General features: G+C 47.0%; 17 protein-coding genes and 1 pseudogene. 3 read left to right on the top strand and 15 right to left on the bottom strand.

Annotated features, from left to right (window positions below; genetic code table 11):
* Positions 1–226 precede the first annotated feature (226 nt).
* Positions 227–1,540: an AAA family ATPase gene (locus Mcas_RS11405; RefSeq protein ID WP_040335672.1), complete on the top strand. Its 1,314-nt coding sequence runs from the start codon at positions 227–229 to the stop codon at positions 1,538–1,540.
* Positions 1,537–2,379 carry a DUF4435 domain-containing protein gene (locus Mcas_RS11400; protein ID WP_040335671.1) on the top strand — a complete coding sequence of 281 codons (843 nt, stop codon included), beginning with the start codon at positions 1,537–1,539 and terminating at the stop codon, positions 2,377–2,379. Before Mcas_RS11405 ends, Mcas_RS11400 begins: the two co-directional genes overlap by 4 nt.
* Before the next feature lie 112 nt (positions 2,380–2,491).
* Here Mcas_RS11400 and Mcas_RS11395 read toward each other — a convergent pair whose 3' ends face one another.
* Positions 2,492–4,300 (bottom strand): putative bifunctional diguanylate cyclase/phosphodiesterase, encoded by a 1,809-nt coding sequence (locus tag Mcas_RS11395; RefSeq protein WP_052567268.1) that lies wholly within the window; start codon positions 4,298–4,300, stop codon positions 2,492–2,494.
* Positions 4,301–4,816: 516 nt separating this feature from the next.
* On the opposite strand from Mcas_RS11395, the gene Mcas_RS16875 reads away from it, so the two are divergent.
* On the top strand, positions 4,817–5,971 hold the full coding sequence (locus tag Mcas_RS16875) for a nucleotide-binding protein (protein ID WP_052567266.1): 1,155 nt from the start codon (positions 4,817–4,819) through the stop codon (positions 5,969–5,971).
* A 12-nt stretch (positions 5,972–5,983) separates the two neighbouring features.
* Here the strand turns inward: Mcas_RS16875 and Mcas_RS11385 are convergent, their stop codons facing one another.
* From Mcas_RS11385 to Mcas_RS11325, 14 genes and pseudogenes are all read right to left on the bottom strand, one after another.
* Positions 5,984–6,403, bottom strand: coding sequence for a Fe-S-containing protein (locus Mcas_RS11385; RefSeq protein WP_040335670.1), 420 nt, complete (start codon positions 6,401–6,403; stop codon positions 5,984–5,986).
* A 49-nt stretch (positions 6,404–6,452) separates the two neighbouring features.
* Positions 6,453–7,145 carry an HAD family hydrolase gene (locus tag Mcas_RS16870; protein ID WP_052567265.1) on the bottom strand — a complete coding sequence of 231 codons (693 nt, stop codon included), beginning with the start codon at positions 7,143–7,145 and terminating at the stop codon, positions 6,453–6,455.
* Positions 7,111–7,683: a dCTP deaminase gene (gene dcd, locus Mcas_RS11375; RefSeq protein WP_040335669.1), complete on the bottom strand. Its 573-nt coding sequence runs from the start codon at positions 7,681–7,683 to the stop codon at positions 7,111–7,113. Before dcd ends, Mcas_RS16870 begins: the two co-directional genes overlap by 35 nt.
* Positions 7,683–8,027: a twin-arginine translocase subunit TatC gene (gene tatC, locus Mcas_RS19000; protein WP_268749001.1), complete on the bottom strand. Its 345-nt coding sequence runs from the start codon at positions 8,025–8,027 to the stop codon at positions 7,683–7,685. Before tatC (Mcas_RS19000) ends, dcd begins: the two co-directional genes overlap by 1 nt.
* Entirely contained in the window at positions 8,017–8,484 is a 468-nt protein-coding gene (gene tatC / locus Mcas_RS18995; protein ID WP_268749000.1) for a twin-arginine translocase subunit TatC, read from the bottom strand. Before tatC (Mcas_RS18995) ends, tatC (Mcas_RS19000) begins: the two co-directional genes overlap by 11 nt.
* On the bottom strand, positions 8,481–8,810 hold the full coding sequence (locus Mcas_RS11365) for a Sec-independent protein translocase subunit TatA/TatB (RefSeq protein ID WP_040335668.1): 330 nt from the start codon (positions 8,808–8,810) through the stop codon (positions 8,481–8,483). Before Mcas_RS11365 ends, tatC (Mcas_RS18995) begins: the two co-directional genes overlap by 4 nt.
* Positions 8,811–8,822: 12 nt before the next feature.
* Positions 8,823–9,602, bottom strand: a complete 780-nt coding sequence (locus tag Mcas_RS11360) for a hypothetical protein (protein WP_040335667.1) — start codon at positions 9,600–9,602, stop codon at positions 8,823–8,825.
* A 256-nt stretch (positions 9,603–9,858) separates the two neighbouring features.
* The gene (locus tag Mcas_RS11355; RefSeq protein WP_156033334.1) at positions 9,859–11,454 is read right to left on the bottom strand and encodes a RuBisCO large subunit C-terminal-like domain-containing protein; all 1,596 of its coding nucleotides are present in this window, start codon (positions 11,452–11,454) and stop codon (positions 9,859–9,861) included.
* 15 nt (positions 11,455–11,469) lie between these two features.
* Positions 11,470–12,345, bottom strand: coding sequence for a fumarate hydratase (locus Mcas_RS11350; RefSeq protein ID WP_040335666.1), 876 nt, complete (start codon positions 12,343–12,345; stop codon positions 11,470–11,472).
* Between the two features lie 52 nt (positions 12,346–12,397).
* Entirely contained in the window at positions 12,398–13,354 is a 957-nt protein-coding gene (locus Mcas_RS11345; protein WP_052567261.1) for a peptidyl-prolyl cis-trans isomerase, read from the bottom strand.
* 61 nt (positions 13,355–13,415) lie between these two features.
* Complete coding sequence (locus Mcas_RS11340; RefSeq protein ID WP_040335665.1) at positions 13,416–16,532, bottom strand: UvrD-helicase domain-containing protein; 3,117 nt, start codon at positions 16,530–16,532, stop codon at positions 13,416–13,418.
* A 174-nt stretch (positions 16,533–16,706) separates the two neighbouring features.
* A complete protein-coding gene (locus Mcas_RS11335) occupies positions 16,707–17,075 on the bottom strand; it encodes a PIN domain-containing protein (RefSeq protein ID WP_040335664.1) in 369 nt (122 codons plus the stop codon).
* The gene (locus Mcas_RS11330) at positions 17,065–17,268 is read right to left on the bottom strand and encodes an antitoxin family protein (RefSeq protein ID WP_040335663.1); all 204 of its coding nucleotides are present in this window, start codon (positions 17,266–17,268) and stop codon (positions 17,065–17,067) included. Before Mcas_RS11330 ends, Mcas_RS11335 begins: the two co-directional genes overlap by 11 nt.
* Before the next feature lie 107 nt (positions 17,269–17,375).
* Positions 17,376–17,810, bottom strand: a pseudogene (locus Mcas_RS11325) (transposase); the annotation flags it as partial.
* Between the last annotated feature and the right edge of the window lie 65 nt (positions 17,811–17,875).

Below are 17,875 nucleotides of genomic sequence, written 5' to 3'. Positions count from 1 at the left end.
TTATGGGTTCATAAAAAAATGGTGGCACCTTATCCCAAAGAAAAAACATTTATGGCGGGGGTGCCTCACCACCAAAAATTTATGCACCCTTTTTTATGATACTGTTGACAATATGTATCGATTTTCTATAACCTAAAAGGCAATTAAGTATCTTTTTAGCTGTTACAAATACTTGGGTATATTTCAGGCTATAAAGACATGTTAACTGACAGAGAGGTAAACCAGGATGAAGATAAAAGAAATTGAGGTAAAGGGATTGTTTGGCATCTTTAATCATAAGATACCAATAAATACACATGAACATATTACAATTATTCACGGTCCAAACGGTTTTGGTAAAACTGTGATGCTGACAATAATAGATAGTTTTTTTAAGGGAAGCTATCATGATATCACTGTTACCCCTTTTAGTGAACTGACTATTACATTTGATAATGGAAGCAGGTTTAGTGCCCTTAAAAATGACGCTGACGACAGTAAGGATACAGACATAAAATTTGAGTACACGGAGGGTAAAACAATAGTAGGAGAATTTGTTTTGAGACCAAATAGAATCGAAGACATGGATATCCCTCATAAGCTGATAGAAGATGAAATACCGGGTATAGTACAAGTAGGTACTTCCACTTGGTTCTATCTACTTACAGGAGAAGAACTTTCTTTGAAAGAAGTATTTGAAATATTTGGTAAACAGTTGTCTGTCAAAAAAATTACCGATGAACCTGACTGGTTGAAGGAGATGATAAAGTCAGTTTCTATTAGTTTCATAAAAACTCAGAGACTTTTAAAATTCGCACCTTTGCAAACTACAAAAGGTTATCCGAAACGTTCACGTAAGTTTTTATCTGTCGTTGAAGAGTATTCCGGAAGACTTGTTGAAGCTATTAAGCTAAAACTATCTGACTACGCATCCTTATCACAAGAACTTGACGGGACATTTCCTGCCAGACTATTTAAAAATAGTCCCGGATCAAATATTAATACAGATGAGTTAAAAGCTAAATTAGATTCACTGGAGAAAAAAAGAGCAGCGCTTATGGAAGTAGGACTTCTTGATGAGACTGGAGCAGTAATGAATATGCCTGACATTAATGCTCAAAACAAAGAGGTACTATCGGTGTACGCCGAAGATATGGAGAAAAAACTTGCCATATTTGATGAAATCAAAAAACGGATAGAGCTTTTTAAAAATACAATAAGTACAAGGTTTTCTTACAAATCTATGTCCATTGATAGAGAAAACGGTTTTACCTTTAAAACTTCAAATGGTAAACCCCTGCAACTTAAATATCTGTCTTCAGGGGAACAGCATGAGTTGGTTATTACTTATGAGTTGTTGTTTGAAGTTTCGCCAAATTCGCTTATCTTAATCGATGAGCCTGAAATATCCTTACATATAGAGTGGCAGTATAAATTTTTAAGCGATTTGAAAGAGATTGCCAATCTTTTGAATTTTGATGTCTTGATTGCAACACACTCTCCAGACATTATTAAAGATTACTGGGATTTTACTATAGCGCTGAAAGGTCCTGAAAAATGAAAGACATCATTGAACCACACAGAGTGGCTAACAGTATCAGAATGACTCGTACTTCCGGTTATGGAGGTTCTTTTTTTATTGTCGAGGGAGAAACAGATGTGCGTTTATACGGGGATTTTATAAATGCCTCAAGTTGCAGGATTCTTAGTGGATATGGCAGGGAGAAAGTAATTAAGATACTTGAGATTCTTGAAACAGGCAAGTTTCATGGAATCCTTGCTGTTGTTGATGCAGATTATTGGCGCTTGGATAATTATGTTATAACAAGCAAGAATTTATTAATGACGGATACACATGATATTGAAACAATGATCTTACAATCCGCTGCATTTGATAAGTTTATTTCTGAATATCGTTCTTCAGACAAACTTAAGACATCTAATGTACTTGATTTGCTAACTAATAACGCACTGCCTATCGGATATCTGCGTTGGATTTCGTCAAGAACTCAAAAAAATTTAGATTTGATATTCAAAGATATTAAATACGAAGTATTTATTGATCACGTGACACTATCAATTGATGTAAAAAAAATGATAAAAGATGTGTTGTTAAAATCAAACATGCAATCGAGACTCAACGAAAACGATTTAGAAGCTGACATTCATAATAAAATGACACGTAATTACGATGTTATGCAAGTATGTTGCGGTAAAGATTTAATCCATATTTTGTCTGTAGGATCCAAAAAACTATTTGGCAAGCATATGAATTCAGAAGATATTCAACGCATTTTGAGGCTAACCTATAATATCATACATTTTTCGGTTTCTGCTCTTTACGGCTCAATCCGTACATGGGAGGACACTAATAGCGCATTTAAAGTATTGAAGAACTAAGCCATAAGTACCTGGCCACAATTATAGAGAGGCTAAATGGGCCAAAAACGCCCTGGAGCGGCAAAGAAGCGGCGCCGAACCCCCTTCGCTCATGGCAGGTGCTATTATATCGTCATAGAATTTTCTTTACAGCAAGTAGATTGTTCATAACCCCTGAGGGCATACCAATAAAATACCCCTGGGCATAGTCCACTGACATCAGTGCAAGCTCTTTAAGGGTCTCGGGGGTCTCAACGTATTTTGCCACTGTCCTTATGTTTAACTCCATAGCAAGGGTCGCTATACTCTTTACGAAGGCATGGTATATGACGTCCTTAAACATGCCCCTGATAAACTCTCCTTCGATCTTTATGTAATCAATGGGTATTCTCTTTATGTAGTGATATGACGAGAAGCCGGAGCCAAAGTCCTCTATGGCAAACTGAAATCCCTCGTGCCTCAGATCAAGGACAAACCTCTCCACTACGGCAAGATTCTTAACCGCATCTTGCTCGGTAAGTTTAAAGACAACGTTTGATGGTTGTATCCCGTAGTCGGTGGCCAACGTTACGATGGTAGGTATAAACCGCGTGATGGTCAGCGATCGCGGTGAGAGATTGACAAAGAGTCTTCCCGTATAACCCTCTGTATGGATTTTGTCAAAGGCCTTTTCTATAATTATATAGTCCAGCTTGTGTACTATGCCGATGTCCTCGGCAACATCTATAAACTCCCCGGCAACCATGAGTTTTTCGTCTTTTACCAGTCTCATGAGCAGTTCATTTATCTCAGTTGCGCCGGTTTGTACGTTTATAATTGGCTGGAAATGGGGGATGATATTTTCCTTTTTATTTACGGCGTTGAGCAGGAAAAGGCTTTTTTCCTTGTTCTGAAGAGATACGGTTGTTATGTCTTCATTGGTGGGCAGGCTTATCATGTTTTTGCCCTTTTTCTTGGACTTGTACATGGCGCTGTCTGCTATGCGGAAGAGTTCCTTGACGTCTCTGGAGTGCGTGGGACATATGGCAATGCCTATGGATGCGGTGGTTCTTATTTTTCTACCGGCGGGGTCTTTAAGGTCCAGGGACTCCAGGTCGTTGGTCAGTCTTGTGGCCACAAGCATGGCCTGTTCTTCGGTGGTTTCGGGCAGGATTATCGTGAATTCATCCCCGCCGTATCTGGCCAGGATATCGCCATCGCGCAGGGACTGACGCAGCTTTAGCGCCGCCAACTGCAAAAACCTGTCACCAAAGTGATGCCCATAGCTGTCGTTTATCGTCTTGAAGTTATCGAAGTCTATGACCATCAGCCCAAAACTGTAGTTGCGTCTGTGTGCCCTGCCGGATTCATACTGCAAGAGTTCCCAGAACACCCGTTGGTTAAAGAGGTTAGTAAGGGGGTCGCGCGTGGCGTAAAACGCCATCTCCCTGGTATAGCCGTGGATGACCTTGATCGAGCCTGCCACATTGGCAAAGATATTGAGAGCGCTCTCTGCAAGAGAATCCATTTCGGGTTCCCCACGATTCTGGAAGTTTGTTGTTATACCAACAATGCCGTCTACCTCTGAGGTCTTAAGCGCCTTGACCCTGGACACCGGGACCGTATCGCACATTGTAATGGCCCTGTCTGCAACATCATGGACTATATTACATTGTAGGTCTGCGGGGGTTCTGTTGTCATGTTGCAGGCTTTTCTTTATTAGCTCTTCGAATGCTTGTATTGTCTGACTGTCGGGCTGGTGTCGCCAAAATACCTCCACGTCGTAACCCCCTTCCTCGGTCGTCTTAAATGCCGTGAAGAGATTAAACGTCTCTATGTACTCATTGATCTCCCGTAGCAATGACATGACATGGGGTTTCCAATCCCTGATCAGCTCCGCTGTGATTATAAACTTCTCAAGCAGTCTTGTTTCAAAAAGCAGCAAGTCTTTTTTTATGGCCATATCCTTCATCCTAATTCCCGATATGCTCAGTTGAACTCCCTATTAGTATAGCATAATCACGTGCCTATAACAAGGCACCCCAATTGCCTGGGTACATAAATTCTTGCTGTAAATATTTCTGTGATGATAGACTGTCATAAAGTGTCAATTCTCCGTACTGATGTCTGCATAACCAACACAGGTATATCCGTGGGAAGAGTTTTCCAGGTTGAGGCAATCCTTACCAATATCGGGCAAGAATAGCCTAAGAGGTTGTATGTTTGTTTCCCTGACAGTGGTAGTAAAATAACAAGTGTCTCTGGTATAATAATTGCCTCTATACGTATTATGAAAAATCATAGAGATATACGACATCTCGTACAGCATTACCTCAATGCCTTGCATGTGTACTGTTTTCTCATGCGAGTTGGACTGAGGAAGGAGTATGCCCTGTCCTTTGCCAAAAGCTGGGAGAGGGTTATGCATTGGTTCATATACTGAGTGCCGTATCCCTTTGCTGCCGAGTAATTAACGGTAATGACTGAGTTCCCCAAAAAGGGCGGTCACATCCTGGCAGTGGCAGGAGGTAAGGGAGGGGTGGGCAAGAGTATATTCTCCGTGACCCTTTCGACGACACTGGCCATGATGGGCTATAGAGTCATAGTCGTAGACCTTGACCTGGGTGGGGCTAATCTCCATACCTATTTCGGTGTAATTGACAAGACGTTGTCGTTGTTTCACTTCATACACAAGAAGGTTAGCTCTCTCAATGATATCGTCGTAAAGACCCCGATAACCAATCTGAGTTTAATAAGCGGTGCGCATTACTCCCCCACGATGTCAAACCCCGCTGCGGAACTAAAGATCAAACTGATAAGACATCTGTACACGCTGGATGCCGATTTCATCGTCATCGATCTCGGTGCGGGTATGGACCTGAGTACACTGGACTTCTTCATATTTTCCGATAGAGGGTTTTTGGTGACCGTGCCCGAACCGGGAGCCGTGATGAACGCATACAGGTTTATCCAGGGGGCGTTGTTTAGAAAGATGGTGACGGTGTTTGGAAAGCACAAGGATATTGGAGCCATTGTACGAGACCTGGGGCAGGCCTGTGCCCATGATGAGTCTACAATGTTGAGCTGGTTTGTTAATCGGGTCAGGGAGATCGATCCGGAGGTCTTTCCTCTTGTCCAGGAGGTGAGTTGCAAATTTCAACCCTTTCTGGTGCTAAACAGGATTGCCCATGAGCAGGCACAGCAATTGGCAAGCACACTGCTGAGACATTGCAGTGACAAATACGCCGTGGATATAAAGTACCTGGGTAATCTGCCTGATGTTAAATCGCTCACGTCCTTCCTGTTAGACGTACCCGGGTTTTTAAAGTCTGACTCCGGTAAAGGCTATCTCCTGTCGGTGAAATCCGTTGTCAGGAGGTTTCTCATCGACCTGCACGATGCAAACGTATTGGCAGAGAAGTTAAGGATAAGAAGCGATTTTAGTGAAAAGGCCATCGATGCCCTATCTAACGTCATAGACAAGCTCGACGGGGCTATTGTCAACGATGCCGGCAAGAAGTTGTGGAAACTGAGACTGTTCTTTAAACCGGTAGAAGTAGTCAAGTTTCTCCTGAGCAAGGGTATCAAAGAAGACATATTTTTTGAAAGTGACAGCCTAAGTTTAAAGAAGTAGCCCAGACCTCAGCTAAAACATATACGCCATACCCTCAAGGGTTGAGACGCTTATCCGATAGTCATCACCCTGTCGTCTGCCATCTATTTTTACCGGCATACAATTGCTGATCCCCTTTTCGATCTCATGCACGGAGTAACTAGTCTTACACGACCTGCACATAAAGTAACCATCGTGAAACTCAAACCCCAACTTCCTCTGATAACACGACTTGCAAGCGTCAAGGAACGACATCACCCTACCATCCACCTTGATAACAAAAAAGTTAATTTTCTTACCCTGATACCTGTAAGTGTAAAACTTAGGCACTTCCCCCTTCAACGTTGTCACGTCAAATATCAGCTCTGCCCCCCTCTGCGTTGGCGTTAAGTGACCGACCTGAGATTCACACGATAAAAGACCTAAAACCACCAGCACATAAACAAAGGCCACAATGACATTTAAGGGGTCAAGGGGGCTGGCCCCCTTCTTCTTCTTCCCTCTATACGAAGTCGCTGATGCCTTCAACGCAGCACAGGGGTTTTGGCCGTTGCCCGTTGATTACCCCGATGAGTGCCTGACGCTCATGCTCAATGCGCGACAAGACCCATACGGTCTTCATTCCCAGGGCGATGGCCGGTCCGATGTCGTTGTCATACGTATCGCCAACCATGAGCGTTGCCTGCGGGATGGCATCAAGGGCATTCAGCGTTGTCAGAAAAATCTCCGGGGCGGGCTTCTTGTAACCCTCCTTAAAACTCAACGCCTGGTAGTCTATGAGTTCCAACAGTTCAGGACAGGCATCCTTAAATGCCTCGTAGTAGGGCCTCCACATGTTTGAGACAACCCCTATTTTACAGCCGGCATCCTTGAAACACCTGACGACATCCCCTGAGACGCGGAGCTTCTCCAGCGAGGCAGATTGGGTCGCCCACAGCCTGGCAATGTCCTCCCTGACACCGGGGTCTATGCCGCCAAATGCGCCCTCAAGACGCACGCACACCTCATCAGGTCCGCTGAAGTCCTCCTGCATGATGATGCTGCCAATGTCGGCGGAGCCAATGCCGGGTTTGTTGATAAATCCGGCTATTAAGGCATTTGGTGAACGCCCCGGGCTGTTTACCAGCGTCGAACCAATGTCAAACAACACGGTGGTCAGGCTATAGGTCTTCAGGAGAGAGCTTGCCAGGTTCAACGGTGTCTTGCTTGACGTACTTGGAGCGAGGGTTTTTGTCGTAGGGCATTTCGGCAGGGCTTGACAGTAACTCAAAGGTAAAGGCACAGATGCGCATCCCCGGATACAGGGCCAACGGCATCCGACCGATGTTACTAAGCTCCAGCGTGGCCTTGCCGTGCCAGCCGGGGTCAAACTTCGAGGCTGTACCGTGGATAATCAACCCCAGCCTGCCCAGCGTGCTGCGACCGTCTATGTGACCTACGAGGTCGTTGGGGATGTGCAGCGACTCTATGGTCGTGGCAAGGACAAAGTCCCCCGGCTGCATGATAAACGCCTCGTCATCCTGTATCTGCACGCGCTTCATTATGTCCTCTATGCTGTAACTGCCTCGCAGGTCTATATAGGGGTGTTTGCTGTGCTCAAAGACACAGAACTCATTGCCCAGTCTGAGGTCTAACGAACACGGCCCCAACTGCTTTGACAGATCAGGGGCGGGGTCTATAGCAAGTTTGCCCTCCTGCAGCCACTTCTTTATGTCTCTGTCTGATAAGACCATTACGTATCTTCCTGTACCACTGCTATCTCCTTGCTCTTTGGAAATATAATCTTAGATGCAATTATACCAATTTCATACAACACAATAATAGGGACGGCCATCAACGTCTGATTAAAGGCATCGGGTGTTGGCGTGAGTATTCCGGCGATGATAAAGGCAAAGATCGCTGCGTACTTTCTGCTTTTGGCCAGTCGTTCGGGCGTGACAAATCCAAATCTGGTCAGAAACAGGATCACTATGGGCAACTCAAAGACCAACCCAAAGGCAAGCAAAAACTTGATGTTAAAGTCCACGTAGCTGCCTATGGATATCATTGCCGTAAGGGACTGCGTCTTATAGGTCAGCAGAAAACCCAGGGCAAATGGCAGGATGACAAAAAAACAAAAAGGTCGCCCCCATCAGAAACAGCACACATCCACTCACTACAAAAGGCAGTGCAAACTTTCTTTCGTTGGGCAACAACCCCGGCGCAACAAACAACCACACCTGAGTCAGCACCACAGGCATTGCCGTCACCACGGCTGCCATCATCGCTATCTTGAGGTGCATCCAGAATGCCTCAGCGGGCTGGAGGAATACCAGAGAGACGTTTTTCATATGCTTTGAGACAAATGAGACAAAAGGCGACCTAAGTGCAAAGACAAGCTCATTTTCCATCGGGAACATGAGAAACCTTAAAAGCTCTTCGGAATAGTTAAAGGCGAAGATAAAGACGACAATGACTGCACCGATGGTTATAAGCAGGCGCTGTCTCAGTTCGCCCAGGTGATCGATGAAAGACATTTTGTCGTCCTGACTCAACTTTGTTTCTTTTCCTCCTGCGTTTCCGACTCTTTATTTTCCGGTTGTTTTGTCAGCCTGGAATTTTCTTGTAATGTTGTCTCATTTGCCTTGAGCCTGATGTCGTGCAGTTCTCTTTTTATGTTATTGAGTTCCTCACTTAAGGGGTTATGTTCTTCTGCGTACATGGCGGAGTTGACCTGGTTTCTGACATCAAACATGATCCGCTTAATCTGAGCGAGCACCTTACCTATTTTTTTGGCAAGGTCCGGCAGGCTCTTGGGGCCAAAGACGAGCAGCGCCACAACAAAGATCATGATGATTTCCTGCATTCCGAGGTCAAACATGATTTATAACGCTTATTCCTCCTCGTATATCTTTTTAATTTGAGGTTCTTTATAGGGATAGACAAACGTAAAGGACAGAAAGACCCTCAGATTTGGCTGTCGGCTTTTAAACTCGTAGCCAGTGCCCAGGGTTGTATGGAGGTACTTGAGAGGTCTGTACCTGTAGCCGAGCCTTCCTTCGACGAAATCGATATTGTTTGAGAAGTGACTTTTTTTGATATCCACTTCGGTGAGGAAGTTGACATTGTTCGCTGCAGGCATGTCGGTACCCAGGAGCAGATTCCACTCACCCTTGAGGGACCTATCAAACGGAGAGAAATAAAAGGCGTTTGCATGTACCATAAATGGTCCGATTTTTTTGGAGGTAATTAATCCGCCTCCATATCGCCCGCGGGTTGTTATGTCGCTGATACCCGACGGAGGTGAAACGCTCATCAACAGGGCCATCGATGGCAGGATGTCACCTTCATCCTTAAAGCGGTGCTTGAGGCCGACACTGACGTCCTCAAACCCATACTCTTCACTCTGTATGCGAAAAGGAACCGTCGCCAGCAATTCACTCCAGGAGTCGATCCCGTAGGTTACGGAGGATGTGATGCGATAAAATGTCGGCTCAACGGCATACTCAAGGCAGATTTCGTTGGCAAAAATACCCGGGGGGTTGGTTGCCGTAGAAAACGTTGAAAACACGGCATTGGGTTGGGTTGGTCTAACTCCCGCTACGTCAAAGGCATAGGCGTAATCTCCGCCCAATAACCCCACCATAACCAGAGTCAGCAAGAAAAACAGCACCGCAATATTTCTCATTAGTTTAAAAGTAACAAAAAACAAGGGGAACTGTCAATCCCAATTCCACGATAAATTTGTTCCCAATCAAGAAAAGAAGGAGGGCGGCGGAGCTTCTTTTCCGCTCCAGGGGGTGAGGCACCACTGCCATAAAAGTCGCACCTGGCCCTCCTCAGACCTCCCCTGCAAGGGGGCCAGCCCCCTTGATCCCGTAAAAATACCACGTATTTTGTATTTAATCCAATTGCAATATGCTATATTCTCAAAGCTGTATAGGTCTGTCGCGTTCGTGGTCAACGATGCAGAAGAAGCCAAAAGGGACGTCTGACTCATTGAGCAACTGATGTGGTCGCATTGGCGCTACGTATGCAACGTCAAATGGCCTCAACGAGTACCGATTGCCGCCGATTACAAACACGCCCTCACCACGGATGCAGATAACCACATGGATGTGAAGATGTCGCTCAAAGGTCGAATACCCGCCAGGGTCTATCTGAAAGTATCGTAGGTCAAAGCGTGTCTCCTCGCCGTACCGTCCGATAAGCTCATGCCTGGAGATGTACCGAAACGGCAGATTGACGCCCTCCTTGTATGGCCGTGGGGGCCGACCTGACCACCGAAAGCCCTCGGCAAATGCCAGGTGCTCAAACGCCTCCCCCAGTGTGACGGAGACCTGGGATGCTTGAGCTTGCCGCTGCGTGGTGGACAACTGAGCTGATGGCTGATAATACGCCTGTGGAAAGTTGGAGACAATCTTTTCAAGGAACGCCGCCGTGCTTTCTCTGATACCTGCGGGATGCTTTAAGAGCGATCCCCCGATGGTGCAGACCGAATCGGGGCCATACATGGCGGCCATGTCGGGGACGTTGTCGAGGCTCATGCCACCTGCTGGTGCCGGAAAGGCCGGTTTCAGTTGCCCAAGCGGCGTCCTCAGTTCTTGTGACAGGGCCAGACACTCCTGCGGCGTAAAGTTAAACCTCCCACCGGCGTTGGGAAAAATTGACAGGTCAGCGCCCATCAACCGAAACACGGTGCCCAACAACACAGCGGGCCGTATGCCGTGATGGGGGTCGTGGAAGTAGACCCCGGTCAGCGCCGGATGTGCCATGATGATTATCCGATATGTTGAGGCCAGGTACCTCACCGTATCAAGCCCTACGATGTATGGTGCCACCAGCACACCGACAATGCCCTGTCTCAGTGCAAACCGGATGCGACCTTCGAGTCTGTCTGCGCCGTCAGTGACGTTTGGGAAGTATAGGGTTTTTCGGGAGGTCTTTGCGTTTGCCGCCTCAATGGCTTGTTGACAGAGAGTCACGCGCTGCTCAAAGGGACAAAATGCCTGGTCTGTCAGTCCGTGGTCGTCCTTGATGATATCGGCTCCTCCGAGGGCAAACTCCGTCGCGACAGTGGCAAGGTCAGCCGCAGAAAGCCCCATGGGCTTGAGCACGGCAGACAACAACGGCCTGCCGTAAACCCCCAACATCTGACGTATCCCCGGTATCCCATACCCCGGCCCCTTAAATGTCCCCAGGAAGGCCTCCGGAAGGTCTATAGCGACAACCCTTATGTTGCCCTTAAACGAAATGTTGCCAAAGAGGACGTTTAAAAACTGTGGCAGTTGATAAGCGGTTACCTCGGGATTAAACGCCAGAGTTGCACGGTAACGCCCCTGCTCTGTAGGGTGGACGTCTTTTACCGTGGGCACTATAGCCGTGTTTATGTGGGGCTTGTTGAAGAAATATCCGTCGGGGACCTCTACGGTCTGCTCCAGTGCGATCTCCCGGAGTATGGCATCGATGTTGTCTGCTTTATGGCGAGGTGTTATGTCGTATGTGATATCAATGGTGTCAGACATCAGGGGCAGGGCCACCTACCCCCAGATCAGCCTGCCACGTCTGTTGGCCCAACAACAGATGGAGACGTTTACCACAACGGATGCGGGGTCTGAATAACTGCCCCCGACCTTAACCCCCAAAGCAGTAGTCTCCGCTGTTGAACCCGATGCAGTGGTATAGATGGCGTTGAGGTCCTCCAGTAGTTTTTTTTCAAGTTCCTGTGTTGCGGGGTTGATGTCATTGAGTCTTCTCAGGAGTTGTTTTTTGGAGATCATGGCCACATCGTCCCCCGCCGAACCGATGCCAACCCCTATGGTGTATGGGCCACAGACTCTCTTCTTTGCATTTTTGACGGTATCTGCTACAACGTCTCTGATTTTGTCGTAGTAATCTTCAGTGTTGACCTGAGTGTCGGTATCAGGTTTTAAGACAAAGGAGGCACTGCCCTCTACCTGGGATAACTCTCCGCCAGGTTGACAGTCGGTGTTTTTAAGTAGCAGGTCTACGACGAGGTTGTTTTTATCGGAATCCTCAAAGTAAATGGCAGGATTAACAGCAGCCACATCCGCCTCTGAACCACCGCTATCTGCAGGACTGCGGAGCAACTTTTCAACTGCTCGCTTACTACCCTCCACGATCTCAACTGTTATCTGTTGACGATCAAGACCGTATGGTAGCCTCACCCAAAAAACAGGTATGCCTATATCACGACATAATGGCTTTCTGGTTGTCCTGGCATTTTTGACGTTATCAATTATAACATGGAAACATCCACTGCCACGTCCTAGTCCTGTTTCGCTGTCTGTAGTCTCTGACGTATAGGTCTGCTTTAAGGCGTCCTCCACGTCAGAGGGGATAGATGAGGCCACCTTTGTATACAACTCAACGATGCCATCCCTTAGTCTCAACATACCAACAATCCTTTAATAGGCACAGATAGCAATATCTGTTTTGCGTGCAACATTACTTATGTGGTTCCCCTGCCGGTGGTGGTGGTGCCGGGGCATTGGGCGCACCTGCACCTGGAGCTGCGGCAGCGGGGGCACTCTGCTTGTTTACAAATTCATCAAGGGCCTTTTCGTCAACCTGCACACTGTAGTTCTTCTCCACAGATGAGTAGTAGCTATCAAACGCCTTCTTCTGCTTCTCGCCAGTGAGGTACTGAATTATCATTTGCTTTACGGCTTCAAATTCGGTGACCTTTGCCTCTTTGGTGTCAACTACCTTGATTATATGGTAGCCAAAGGAGGTCTTAACGGGTGTGCTTAACTCCCCCTTCTTCAGCTTAAATACAGCCTCATCAAAGTTGAGTTCCATCTGACCGCGTGAAAAGAAACCGAGGTCTCCCCCCTTATCCGCCGTAGCGGTATCCAGTGAGGATGCCTTTGCCGCAGCGGCAAAATCACCACCCTTCTTTAACTTGTCATAGAGGTCAGTTGCCTCCTTTTCGGTCTTTACAAGGATGTGGACAGCCCTGACCTGTTCGGGCATTACGAACTCTTTTTGGTTATCGTCGTAGTATTTCTTTGCCTCTTCGGGGGTTACCTTAACGTTTGCCGTCTGAACGTTTTTCTGGATAAGGGTGTTAATGAGATTTATTTTCCTGAACTCTGCTATTTTTTTGACAAACTCAGGGTCCTTGTCAAGTCCGACCTTTTTAGCCTCAAGGTATAGTACCTCCCTCTTTTTTACTTCATCGACCAACCTCTTAAGGCCATCCTTACCGGTAAACATGGCTTTTATGTTTGGCGGCAACTTTGCCAGCTCATCCTGTAACTGCTCGCTTGTTATCGTCTCCTGTCCCAACTTGACAATAGTAGTGCCACCCTTCTTAAGCACATTGTCCTCCGGTGCCTTTGAACATGCCAGGGTCGTTAAAAACACTCCTACTACCACTACCAACAGCAATCGCTTCTTCATACTTTGTGTCCTCTCTCCATTCTTTAAAGTTAGTTTATTTCAACTGTATTATTATTATATATCATAGCGCACCAAAAATTCCACCCCATTTGAGCCGCGGCTGTTCTACGTAGGCGATGACACCATCGACCTTACGGCCCCTGAAATAATCGCGGAGTATCCTGACATAGTTGCTGACCTGCTGCTCATGCACGGGGGAATCCCCGACGCTGACCTTGAAGTCCACAACCACTACCTTAGATGCGTCCACCACCACCAAGTCCATCCTGCAGAGCGTACCACCAGGGAGGGCAAACTCCTGCTCCTTGAGAAACTCCCTGCCGACCCTGCTGCCAATGATTTCCATGAGACCATCCACCATAAAGAACCGCCTCAGGATACCCACGACCTCTGCCCTTATGCCGCGATGGGCCGATGCCACAAGCACCCGATCAACAACCGCCTCCAGTTGCGGGATAACATCCACGGTGTAATCAATGAGACTCAGTATCCGATGAATGAGTTCGCCGCGCTGACGGGCCACCCCTGGCGTAAAGACGCCAATATCCGGCGCCTGATGCTGCCTTGGCGCAAAATCAATGCCTCTGCGATGGTAACGCAACACAAACGGCTCCGACTCCGGCTCATCCGCCACCTGGACGGCCTCCGGTTTGCCGACATCAGGGGCACGGGGCTGAAACTCATCCACGGGCAACAGATTAAACGGGTACGACACCCTGGCACCCTTTACGCCAACGACATAAAGCTCCGCCTTTGCACGCGTAAAGGCCACGTACAGGGCATTGAGACGGTTTACCTTGTCCCTGAGCACCTCCTCCTCGTAGGCGCCAGATAAAAACTCCGGTATCGCTGCAACAATCTTCTTGTTGACCTTTAGGAGTGTAACTCCGGTGTCATCAATTTCATCAGTATCCCTTCTGTCGATGAGATAATCAAAGCCCTTGTTGTTCTGCCCGTACATGAGGACTATGACCACTGGGAATCCCAGTCCCTTGGCCTTGTGCACGGTCATTATGGTAACGGCGTCCTTGCTCTTTGGGACATCGATGTTCCAGTCGACCTGGTTCCTGTCCTGCTCGGAGGCATAGTCGAGAAAGTCACGGATGGTTTCGTTGCCGATGTCCTCGTAGTTCTTGATGACCTCCAGGAGCTTGACCAGCGTGGCCTCCTCGTCCCTGAACGTCTCAAAGACCCTGAAGACGCCATAGACGTCGGTGACAAGGTCGTACAGGGGCAGGTACCCAACGGATTTAAAAAGCCCCTCAAAGTATTTTGTCCAAAGTGCCGGGAAACTCTCCTGAAATGCCTTGTAGAGTGGTGTGTTGTTGCGGTTTTCAAGGAAGAACGCCTCAAGCAATCCCCTGTCCAACGCCACGGCATCATTAGCGGCTGCGGCGGCAAGGACGTCCCCCAGACAAAAGGTCGCAAAAGACAGGTCATCCAGCGGGGAATCCAGGAAGTTCAACAGTGCAACCAGCTCGCCTGTCAGACGCCGGGTACGGATGTCGAGACTGCTGAAGGAGACAAAGTCGATCCCCCGTTCGTTGAGCCATGCAGCGGTCTGTACAACGTTGTCGTTTGTGTCTGTGAGGATGGCGATGTCGCGGTATCTGTAGCCCCGGCTGCGGAGTTCCTCAACGTGGGCCTGTACGATGGCCTTTTCGGGCTGATTCTCCGCATCAAGTTCAACGATGCGCACCTCGGCATAACCACCGGCCGGATTGCCGGACCTGGCAAACTGCGTGTAGTTGGTCAGACCGCTCTTGGCGCCGGCTATGCTGTAGTCCTCATCCCGTGGTAACAGCCGCTTAAAGACCGCCTCGTTAAAGCTGAGGATTGTCTGTAGGCTCCTGTGGTTGGTGTCGAGTTCCTCAATGCGGTGCGCAGCGCAGGGGAATGGCGCCGAGTGTTCCAGTCCCCGCATGATCTGGTAATCGGCGTTGCGGAATCCGTAGATGGCCTGCTTGGTGTCGCCAACGACAAAGAGGCTCCCCCCCTGGGAGAGGGAGTTCTCCACCAGCGGCGTGAGGTTCTTCCACTGGATCGGCGACGTGTCCTGGAACTCGTCTATGAGGTAGTGGCAGAGGCTCTGTCCGAGTCTGAAGTACACGTCCGGGACGATACCCTGGTTAAGGTACAGCGACAGGTTGTGTGAGATGTCGTCGATAAAAATCATACCCTGCTGCCTCTTGAGTTGGTCAAGGCCGGCCTCAAATGCCTTGTAGACCCGTATAAACGGCGTATAGTACACCTGGCAATACAACTTTATATACTGCCTGATTGTCTGAGCAAGTTCAGCCCAATGTGTGCAGATTTCGTCGTAGAGGGCTATTGTGGCATGGTTCTTTTTTGTAGGTTTCTTAACGGGCGGATTCTTGAGGCCGCGGTTGATGAGGTCTGCAAATCTGTCGGTTCGGATGTTTTCGAGGATGTTGACAAATGCACTCGTGCCACTTCTTTCAAGCTGTGAGCGTTCGATCAGTTCGTGGAGGGACTCGGCCTGTCGTCGCAGTGAGTGTTTAACGGTCTCCATGGCCCTGTAGTGATCGCTGATGACGAGGCGGGCGCCCGTGGAGGCCAATTTACGATATATTGCCTTGATCTCTCTGAGTATGGTTGCGGTAGGCTCCCAGAGGAAAGTCCTGTCGTCCTGTCGGCTGTCGTGTATGAGGTCAACGACGCCGTGCATGAGGGCGGCTTCCTTGGAATTATGGCGGATGCGCCGCAGGAAGACCTCAAAGGCATACTCCATCAGCGCCTCGTAATCGAGGAGGATGTCAAAGTCCGGGTTATAGCCCATATCCAGAGCGGATGCCTTGAATATCGAGGTCATAAAGCTGTCAATCGTCCGCACCTGGAAGAACGAAAAGCCCTCAAATATCTCATCAAGGACGCCACCGGCCTGTCGCTGCAGCGAGTCGTTGTCGGTGCCGAGTTCGGCGGAGAGTTCGTTGAGTGTATCGGGCTTGCCAATTGAGAGTTCCTTGAGCCACAGGACAATGCGTTGTCGCATCTCCCTGGATGCGTTATTGGAAAACGTGATGGCAATGATGTTTTTCAGCGAATTATTGCGTATATCCGCCGATAACAGGAACCTCACAAAGCGCTTTGTCAGCGCACGGGTCTTTCCCGATCCGGCGGAGGCCTTCAGCACTACCGAGTGCGGGAATTCTTCCACCGGTCTAACCTCTCACCTTTACCCCATAAAGAGTGCTGCATGTTTTATATATAGTCAAAATGCGATACTGTAACTTCTTAGCAAAACATGCGACTAATCTGTTCCACATTATAAATTCTGGTTATCCCGCTAATTCCATCAAAGTTTTTATCGAAACTTGCAATATAATGGATTTTATGCTTTAAAGCAAACGCTATTATCTAAAGAGTCATGAAAATTAATCACCCCTTTGGTATTAACAATTCTATCCACTATTTCATTATAATCAGTTTCTAAGAGAAAATAAGAGGTAGTTATCTTTTCTTTCGATAAATCCATTTTTAATTTTCCAAAAATGGGTAAAATTGAATTAACACCCTTACGTTCTTTCAATCTTCTCGAAAGCACTGTGAAAGTTTCATTTGCAACACAGTCAAGTATTATCAGGTCATTAACGATTTTCCCCAGCTCGTATATTAATTCGTTGGCTTGCTTGTGCCATGAATCTTTATTGTCATAAAGTCCGACCAATATATTAGCATCCAGAATAACCCTATCTTGCATAATTCATTGTATCCTCAACAGCATCACCACCAACCGAGATTATTCCGGTATGTTTCAAGAGATCACTCGCCTTAACAGTCTTTACATCAATTCCACCCTCATACGTAATTGTTACTTCTTTACCTTCAGACAATTCCACTTTTTCCAGAGGTTCAAAGACCCCATGCAGATATTTTGCTTTTATCGTTGCCATAAACAAGCCTCCTTTAACGCTTACCTATATTTTAGCATGAATATGACGATTCTGTCTCTTCCTGTAATTTGAATTAGGACAGCAATTTATCTTGGTTCCTTTTCATTTCAAGTGGGTAGCCCAATCTTAGTATAATCCAGCTTACCTGTTAGCATGTAGATAATAGTCTTTATGTTTTTGAATGTTTTATAACCTCTTGCCTTTGCTTTAGCTGCCTGTACCAGACTATTAAGTCCTTCTAATATTCCATTGTTTATTCTACTTTCATACCATCTCGTTACTCCTGACCAATGCCTTTTTATTGTTTTGGCTGCTTCATATATAGGCTTTAAGCGACTATGAGTTGCCCAAAAATACCACTTATGTAGTTTTAATTCAAATTCTTCTTGTGTCTGTTCTGTATAAATTGATTGAAAATTTTCACGTATATGAAATGCTCTTATAGTTTGTAAATTCAGATACGGCATTAATTCTATTTTCTTCAATTCTTCCTTCTGTGTTTCTGTTAATTCATCTCTATTTTTAAGAAATATATACTTTTTACCTCGAAGTACTAATTTGTTCCTTTACTTCATTTCTCCTTACTTCATCTACTGCATTGTTTATT

Source organism: Candidatus Magnetobacterium casense, from assembly GCF_000714715.1.
GTDB lineage: Bacteria > Nitrospirota > Thermodesulfovibrionia > Thermodesulfovibrionales > Magnetobacteriaceae > Magnetobacterium > Magnetobacterium casense.
This window is presented reverse-complemented; position numbering and strand designations above follow the sequence as displayed.